Genomic DNA, 6,882 nt, shown 5'->3' with positions numbered 1-6,882 from the left:
ATAAATTGGCAACATTCATATTAATTGGGTTTAATATCTAAGGTGAATTTACTAAAAAAAATGGTAAAATAATTGTATTTTTATCATTAAATGATTAATTATTAACCTTTAATATTCTGTATGTCAGCTCACTCCAAACTCAAAATGTCTCTTATTGTTGTATTTTCAAAAATTTTCGATTACGACACCAGAGAGCCAAAGGAAATTTTAGAACCTTATGGGAAAGCACTTACGCTGAAAATGATAGCAGTAATGAATTCTATTTTACAAAAAAAAATAATAGAAATTCAACGCCAAATTATCTATTGGTTCGGGACCGAAGGAAAAATGGGGGAGATAATAATTTCTAAAATTTTTCATGGTTATAGAGAGGAGATCGGTGGAGGTGCACGGCTTATATTAATAAACCATTATACAAATTTGAAAATGAATATATTGGCAATTAGCCTTCCTGAAGTGAAGCATAATATGGAAGTAAATTTTGATGAGTCACATTTAGATTTTTTTATTGCTTATATTAAAATGAATGAAATTTTCGCTGATAGGCAAGATAGTATTGGCAAAACAGTACCAGCGGAATATTCAGGAATATTGAGGGCTACTTGGTTATCTACGGCTTCACTTATCAGTAGTTATGATTTTAGTTATTTCAGTCTTGAGCAAGCAATTTATCAATTGATAAAGGTAAAACACTGTATGGATTTTCTCTGTTCATATAATAATAATTTATTTCAGCTTTATCTCGCTTCGAAGAAGATTACTAGTTTTCAAGACTATGCTACTAAAATATTCCCGCTATTAATGCTTTGCAATGGCGATGCAATTACGATAAATGGTAAAGATAAAGTGAGTCAAGATTTTCTGGAATTATATAACCATCAGAATGATATCGAGGAAAACAAAGAAAATATAGAAGAGTTTGATTTTTTACCTATTCGGAACAAACCTCTTTATTTAGTGTCAGAAAACGAATACGTCATTATCAATAGGGCTATGATATTTAATAAGGTTTATAATTCGATTTATTGGGATTGTAAATCAATTGTTAAATCAAATCCAGCATTAGGTATTTCTGAAAATCGTTTTCGAGCGGATTATACTACTCATTTTTCCGAAGGTTATCTTGTTTACAAATTGATGAAAAGAGCCTATGAGAATAAAAGTGTTTTAAATTTTTCTGGTGCTGAAATGAAAAAAAAAATGAAAAGTTCAGAACCGNNTACTATGTCCGGAATGGGAACAAAGTTTTTTTGGTGGAAGTTAAAGATAGTTTTATTTCTGGGGTTACCAAACAATCTTTTAACATCAATAGTATTCAAGAGGAAATAAAAAAGAAATACTATAGTACAGAGGGACCTGAAAAAGCAATCATGCAATTAATTACCAGGATCAAGTTAAGTTTAACAAAGAAGTTTATATTTGATCAAAATTATAAGCCGCAATCTTTAAGATTATATCCGATCCTAATTGTCTATGATATTAATCTAACGGTTCCTGGTATTGAAAGTTTAATGATTGAATGGTTCAAAATAGAACGGGATAAGCTTATAAATGAACTTAAGGAATTTGGGATTATCGGGTTTCAGATAAAAGATTTAGTAATTCTTCATATCGATGGCTTAATTGGCCTTACTGAATATATAAGAGCTGGAAAAGTGAAGTTGGAAATTTTGATCAACAACCATCTTTATCGGAGGAAGTTGCTATTGAAAATTGATAAAAAGACGTCTTTTAATGAGTTGAAATCTAGTGTTTTGGATAGTTACCTGTCGTTTAATCAGTATGTTATGGATTTTATCAGGTCAATTCCTTCTAAAGAGAGATTGATGTCTACTGAATTTAGAAATTTGGGAGATGATTAGATATTCGGATTACTGAACAATTTACTACAATCAGAAAAGATTGAATTCACATTCTTAAATTTGTCATCAAAATTTGATAATGCTGCGATTACTTTGTCTGATTAATTAGAGACTTAAAATAATCTTCAAGAGCATGTTTAGCGATGTCAGTTAAATGCTCCAGTACTAAAGATGCGTCTTCTTCGGATATTTCTATTTCTAACTTTTTAAAATATTCAATTACTGAGATTGTCGTAATTTTTTTAAGTTGATGCATAGGTCAGTGAACAATAGGTTTGGGAAAATAGGATAGATATTCAATATATCATCGATATGGATAAAAAAAGCTAAACAGGATTTTTAACCTTTTTTGATATCTAATTTTAAAGCCTTTTATTAAATTTACAGGTAGAAATATGGAAGAGACAATAGATACACTAGCACAAAGTAATATACCAGCACAATCATTTAGAATAACTTTTAAAGGCCAAGATTTTCAAATTAGAATTTTAGAGAAGGAATTACATAGGGGGATTTCTGAAATTTCTATTCTTCTTGATGGCATGGTTCAGAAACTAAAAAAAAATCAAGACAGATGGCATTTTGAAGGTTCAGAAAATGATATTGAGTTTGCGAATGACATAGGGCGGTCAATTTCTCTAAGATATCGTTTATAGTTTTAGTTTTCTATTTTTTTAGAAAACTAAAGTCAATATTTGCCACGACGTACCCCCTTTGATCTAAATCGTCATAAGAATCCGGATCTCTTTTAATTTTCTTGCGAAAATGTGTCCTATTCTAGATCTCGTGATGCTTTTTAGCCTCAAATTCCTTTTATTTCAATCTCTTTTATTAATTGTTAACGCTTTGGCCCTTTCTGCCAATATGGGTGCATGTCTTCGGGAAGAGTCAATTCAAGTCTGCTTGTTAGCGATACTGTAGCTAGACTCAGTATTTGGTTATTTGATAATATCATGTGGAATGCTTTAGGTACTTGTGATCGACCTTCATTCTTCAGGATTAAATAGACGTCCATGAAGGTCTTGAGATTTTTTTCAGTTAATAGTTGCTGTTCTTTTATGGTCTGGGACAACTCTCGAATCGATTTGAATACTAGCAGGGCATCTGTAAGATAAAGAGACTTTTCACCATCTTCGAAGCTGACTTCCATTATCTCATTGTCATAACTTGCGTAGGAAATTGTGCCGAGATGCCCCTGTTTCTGTGCAGGATCGATAGGTAATAGAGGGTGTATCAATACGTGTTTATCAATTAATTCTTTCATGTAAAATTGCATATTTATTGTGTAAACATTTGTATTACAGTGGTATATTTCGTAAATTGAGTTTAGGAACTAAACTCAATTTGATTATGGGAATGGTATTATATTTTTTATTTACATTGTTTGTCTCGTGCGGCACTTTATTTGTTGCGATGAATATGTCGGGAAGTAATTCCTTACTTCTTTGGTGTATTGGTATGGGTATTTGGATACCCTTTATTTTTGTTGTGGACCGCAGAGAAAAGGAATCGAGAAGGAGGAAGGAAAGAGAACGGATGCTTGATGAGTGGTTAAGGTCACAGACAAGAAACCGATATTAAGTTTTCAACCTGCTTTCTATTCACGAAAGTAGCTTCCGAATTGTTTTCAGCAAATAATCCAATTATTAGATCATTATCTGGATCTATTTCTATTGCTTTCTTCTTCTTTATATGGAATCATTCCATACCGAATATTTCTAACCAACGGTTTTACATACTGCTGCTCATCTAAACCTGCTGCTTTAATAATACTTTCTGGAATGTTGGTATTTAAGAGTTTATTCCCATCCGTTAACAAAGGAAGGACTTTTTCAGAGAGATCTTTTAACACTATTTCCGGTCCTTTTGGGTGAGCCAGTAGTTGTACCATTGGCAAGGGGTATATAAAACCGCGGAACGATTGATCTGGGATGCCTAAGACGAGACCATCTAACATGCGTTTATTCAATTTGGTATTGAACCGGTCTATTTCTTTTTTCTCCAGATAAAGATGAAGTAGATCATCAATATACTGCGCTAGATCCATATCCCATAAAAGATCATCCTGCAATTTGTCTTCAGTATTTCTTGGCGGCAGTTCTGCGCAATATTTTTCAGCTTCCTTAATGAGAACCTTTCCTTTCTCGTCTTTCGCCTGATAATAGGTAGCGCCTCCATGGCCATTATTTTTGGCGTAGCCTGCGTGTGTTCCATTGATATAAAGATTAGCGGTGAAGGCATGTGTTTCCTCACTAAGCTGCGCGCTGTGATGGATTTCTTTTAATTCTATTTTCATAATGACATCATTAACTTTTAAATGAAATATGATTAACGAGATCGTCCTATAAAATTCTGCCTCTCTATGGAGATGATCTCAATCTGGGAGGTATGGAACACAACGAATTCAGGATGGTCGTCTCCCAGGCTGGATATGATGCCATCATATCCAGCTTTCTCAAACATGAGATGACTGTCTTCACTGTTCAGACTGTCATATAGATCACCGATTTCACCCAGGCTTATTTCCCGGTTGATTTTGCGAAGAGCTTTTTTTGCTTCAAGCTGGTCCCCTGTGAGGATTTCCCAAATGAGGGAGGCCTGATTTTCTAGAGAGAAGATGGAGTGAAGGCGTAAGTCTATGGGGTTCTTAATATCAAGGTACGCGGTGATCAGGATATCACCGAACAGTAATGCATTTTCTTTTTTGTCAGCAAAGAAAAAGCCATGTTTTGTATTGTCCCAGCCGGTATTGCTACCTTTAAATGTGGCATCAAATTTATCAAAGGTTGCATCTGTGCCATGGTAATAGGGCCGGGAATTATCGAACAGTTGAGAATCTGTTATTTTCATAAAAAATCATTATTAATGACAGTAGTAGGACCGGATACTACAGCTGAATAAATAGTAATAGGATGGAAGCGTCTGCTTTATCTTTTTGGGACTGGGACAGAAATATCTTCTTTTACAGGTTCCAGGTCTGGTTTTGAATCTTTAATTCTTGTTTGCTGCAATTGTTGTTTGCAATTGATCAGCGACCTGTAGAGTTCATCATTTTTTGTCAGGGCAAAAAAACGACCGCTATTTAATTCTTCCATCCGAAACCGTCCTTTTTTTAACAGTCCTGTTACCTTAAAGATGTTATCCTTGTGGAGGTTTCGCTTATATTGACCACCTGATTTCGGAATAAAGTGACCACTTGTTCCGGCGGAAAATGACCATGGTATTTCGGACGAAACTGACCAGTTGTCGCCGTTAGTTTGGGAGCTGTAGCTGTAACCATATTTTTGGGGAAGAATAACCCTAAGATTATGGCCAACACGACGATCAGCATGAACAAAATAAGACAGATACTGAGACTTCATGATCATGGACGTAGCAAACAGGCTATCGCCATACAGGCGGGCGTATCGCGCAATACCGTAAAGAAGTACCTTAAGTTCTTTCAGCAGAGCGGGTTTACCTTTAAAGAAGTGAACACACTAGGAGATAAAGAGCTGGAAGACCTGTTCGGCAAGAGCAACGAACGCAAGCCCGACAAACGCCTTCAAGCTCTGCAGCGCTGCCTTCCCCATATTGACAAAGAGCTCAAACGCCCCGGGGTCACCCGAAAACTGCTGTGGGAAGCCTACATGAAAGAATTTCCCGAAGGGCTACAGTATACCCAATTTTGCTTTTATTATAATCAATGGAAAGCTATTGTAAACCCCGTTATGCATCTGGACCATAAAGCCGGAGATAAGGTTTATATTGACTTTGCCGGGAAAAAGCTACAGGTCGTTGATGCCTCCAGCGGAGAGATCCAGGACGTGGAAGTATTCGTCGCCATTCTTGGAGCCAGCCAGCTCACCTATGTCGAAGCAGTCCGGGATCAGAGCAAAGAAAGCCTGATATGCGCCTGTGAAAATGCCCTCCATTACTTTGGAGGTGTTCCTGCCGCTATCGTGCCGGATAACCTGAAAGCAGCGGTCACCCGTAGCAATCGTTATGAACCCACATTGAACGAGACTTTTTCGGACTTTGCTGACCATTATCAGACCAGCGTGCTACCGGCCAGGGCCAATCGTCCCCGTGACAAGGCACTGGTGGAAGGAGCCGTAAAGATCATATACAACAGGATCTACGCCCCATTGCGCAAGAACACCTATCATACATTGCAGGAGCTCAATGCCGCAATCCGCTATCAATTGGAACTCCATAACAATTACCTGCTCAAAGGGCGCAGTTATAGCCGTCGGACGCAGTTTGAAGAGATTGAACGCGCTTCTCTGGGCGGACTTCCCATATCACGTTACGAGTTCAAAAAACTCCACTATGCTACCGTGGCCAAAACCGGGCATATCTGTCTTGGTGAAGACCGCCATTAGCGTGCCATATCGTTTTATTGGTAAAAAGGTGAAAATGCTCTATTCACACACCCGGCTTGAGGTATTCTATCATTATGAGCGTATTGCCATACATATCAGGGATAAGGCCGCTTATGGATATACAACCGACAAGACACATCTAGTCTCTTCCCACCGCTTTGTGAGCGAATGGACACCGGAACGCTTCTTGGAATGGGCGGAGTCCATAGGTGATGATGTGAAAATGTACATTCAGGGAATATTGGAACGTAAACAGCATCCAGAACAGGCCTATCGGTCGTGTTCCGGTATACTAAGCTTTCAAAAAAAAGTTGGCAGCGAACGTCTGGCAAAAGCATGTGGTCGGGCACTGAGTTACGGTATCTATAGCTATAAGACCGTGCAGACGATCCTTGCCAACAGGATGGACGAATACCAGGACAGCCCCTTTGCGGATGAACTGCCAATGCCGGAACACGGCAATATCAGAGGAGAGGAATATTATAAATAATAACATAAACAGTAATCGGAATGAATACCAACACACTTGAAAAATTACGGAAACTAAAGTTCCATGGCATGTACCATGCCTTCAAAAATTGTCTGGAAAGCGGGCGCTACGATCAGTATACAGGAGATGAACTGCTCGCTCAGCTTGTCGATGCAGAGCGGTTCAG

Annotated in this window: 8 protein-coding genes; 4 read left to right on the top strand and 4 right to left on the bottom strand. The window is 37.5% G+C overall.

Annotated elements, in window-relative coordinates; all coding sequences use genetic code 11:
• The first annotated feature begins 1,253 nt into the window (after positions 1-1,253).
• Together B2X72_RS16620 and B2X72_RS16615 are read left to right on the top strand one after the other, a co-directional pair.
• Positions 1,254-1,862 (top strand): hypothetical protein, encoded by a 609-nt coding sequence (locus B2X72_RS16620; RefSeq protein WP_286850777.1) that lies wholly within the window; start codon positions 1,254-1,256, stop codon positions 1,860-1,862.
• Between the two features lie 395 nt (positions 1,863-2,257).
• A complete protein-coding gene (locus B2X72_RS16615) occupies positions 2,258-2,518 on the top strand; it encodes a hypothetical protein (protein WP_088160767.1) in 261 nt (86 codons plus the stop codon).
• Positions 2,519-2,700: 182 nt separating this feature from the next.
• Here the strand turns inward: B2X72_RS16615 and B2X72_RS16610 are convergent, their stop codons facing one another.
• The 4 genes from B2X72_RS16610 to B2X72_RS16595 form a co-directional block, all read right to left on the bottom strand.
• On the bottom strand, positions 2,701-3,126 hold the full coding sequence (locus B2X72_RS16610; protein ID WP_088160768.1) for a hypothetical protein: 426 nt from the start codon (positions 3,124-3,126) through the stop codon (positions 2,701-2,703).
• Between the two features lie 390 nt (positions 3,127-3,516).
• Complete coding sequence (locus B2X72_RS16605) at positions 3,517-4,158, bottom strand: hypothetical protein (protein WP_088160769.1); 642 nt, start codon at positions 4,156-4,158, stop codon at positions 3,517-3,519.
• Between the two features lie 32 nt (positions 4,159-4,190).
• A complete protein-coding gene (locus B2X72_RS16600) occupies positions 4,191-4,712 on the bottom strand; it encodes a hypothetical protein (RefSeq protein WP_286850775.1) in 522 nt (173 codons plus the stop codon).
• A 77-nt stretch (positions 4,713-4,789) separates the two neighbouring features.
• Positions 4,790-4,957 carry a hypothetical protein gene (locus B2X72_RS16595; RefSeq protein WP_286850773.1) on the bottom strand — a complete coding sequence of 56 codons (168 nt, stop codon included), beginning with the start codon at positions 4,955-4,957 and terminating at the stop codon, positions 4,790-4,792.
• A gap of 213 nt (positions 4,958-5,170) precedes the next feature.
• Here B2X72_RS16595 and istA point away from each other — a divergent pair, with 213 nt between their 5' ends.
• Together istA and B2X72_RS16585 are read left to right on the top strand one after the other, a co-directional pair.
• Positions 5,171-6,226, top strand: coding sequence for an IS21 family transposase (gene istA / locus B2X72_RS16590; protein ID WP_286850771.1), 1,056 nt, complete (start codon positions 5,171-5,173; stop codon positions 6,224-6,226).
• Complete coding sequence (locus B2X72_RS16585; RefSeq protein WP_286850784.1) at positions 6,174-6,716, top strand: hypothetical protein; 543 nt, start codon at positions 6,174-6,176, stop codon at positions 6,714-6,716. The genes istA and B2X72_RS16585 overlap by 53 nt, the downstream gene beginning before the upstream one ends.
• Positions 6,717-6,882: the final 166 nt, after the last annotated feature.

The sequence above is a fragment of the Sphingobacterium sp. UBA7253 genome (assembly GCF_002472745.1).
Classification (GTDB): Bacteria; Bacteroidota; Bacteroidia; order Sphingobacteriales; family Sphingobacteriaceae; genus Sphingobacterium; species Sphingobacterium siyangense.
Note: the sequence above shows the minus strand (reverse complement) of the source record. Positions and strands in the feature narration are given on the sequence as shown.

Excerpts from the sequence above, each read along its gene's own strand:
- B2X72_RS16615 (WP_088160767.1), top strand. The coding sequence starts at position 2,258 with ATGGAAGAGACAATAGATACACTAGCACAAAGTAATATACCAGCACAA.
- B2X72_RS16610 (WP_088160768.1), bottom strand. The coding sequence starts at position 3,126 with ATGAAAGAATTAATTGATAAACACGTATTGATACACCCTCTATTACCT.
- B2X72_RS16605 (WP_088160769.1), bottom strand. The coding sequence starts at position 4,158 with ATGAAAATAGAATTAAAAGAAATCCATCACAGCGCGCAGCTTAGTGAG.
- B2X72_RS16600 (WP_286850775.1), bottom strand. The coding sequence starts at position 4,712 with ATGAAAATAACAGATTCTCAACTGTTCGATAATTCCCGGCCCTATTAC.
- B2X72_RS16595 (WP_286850773.1), bottom strand. The coding sequence starts at position 4,957 with ATGGAAGAATTAAATAGCGGTCGTTTTTTTGCCCTGACAAAAAATGAT.
- istA (WP_286850771.1), top strand. The coding sequence starts at position 5,171 with ATGGCCAACACGACGATCAGCATGAACAAAATAAGACAGATACTGAGA.
- B2X72_RS16585 (WP_286850784.1), top strand. The coding sequence starts at position 6,174 with ATGCTACCGTGGCCAAAACCGGGCATATCTGTCTTGGTGAAGACCGCC.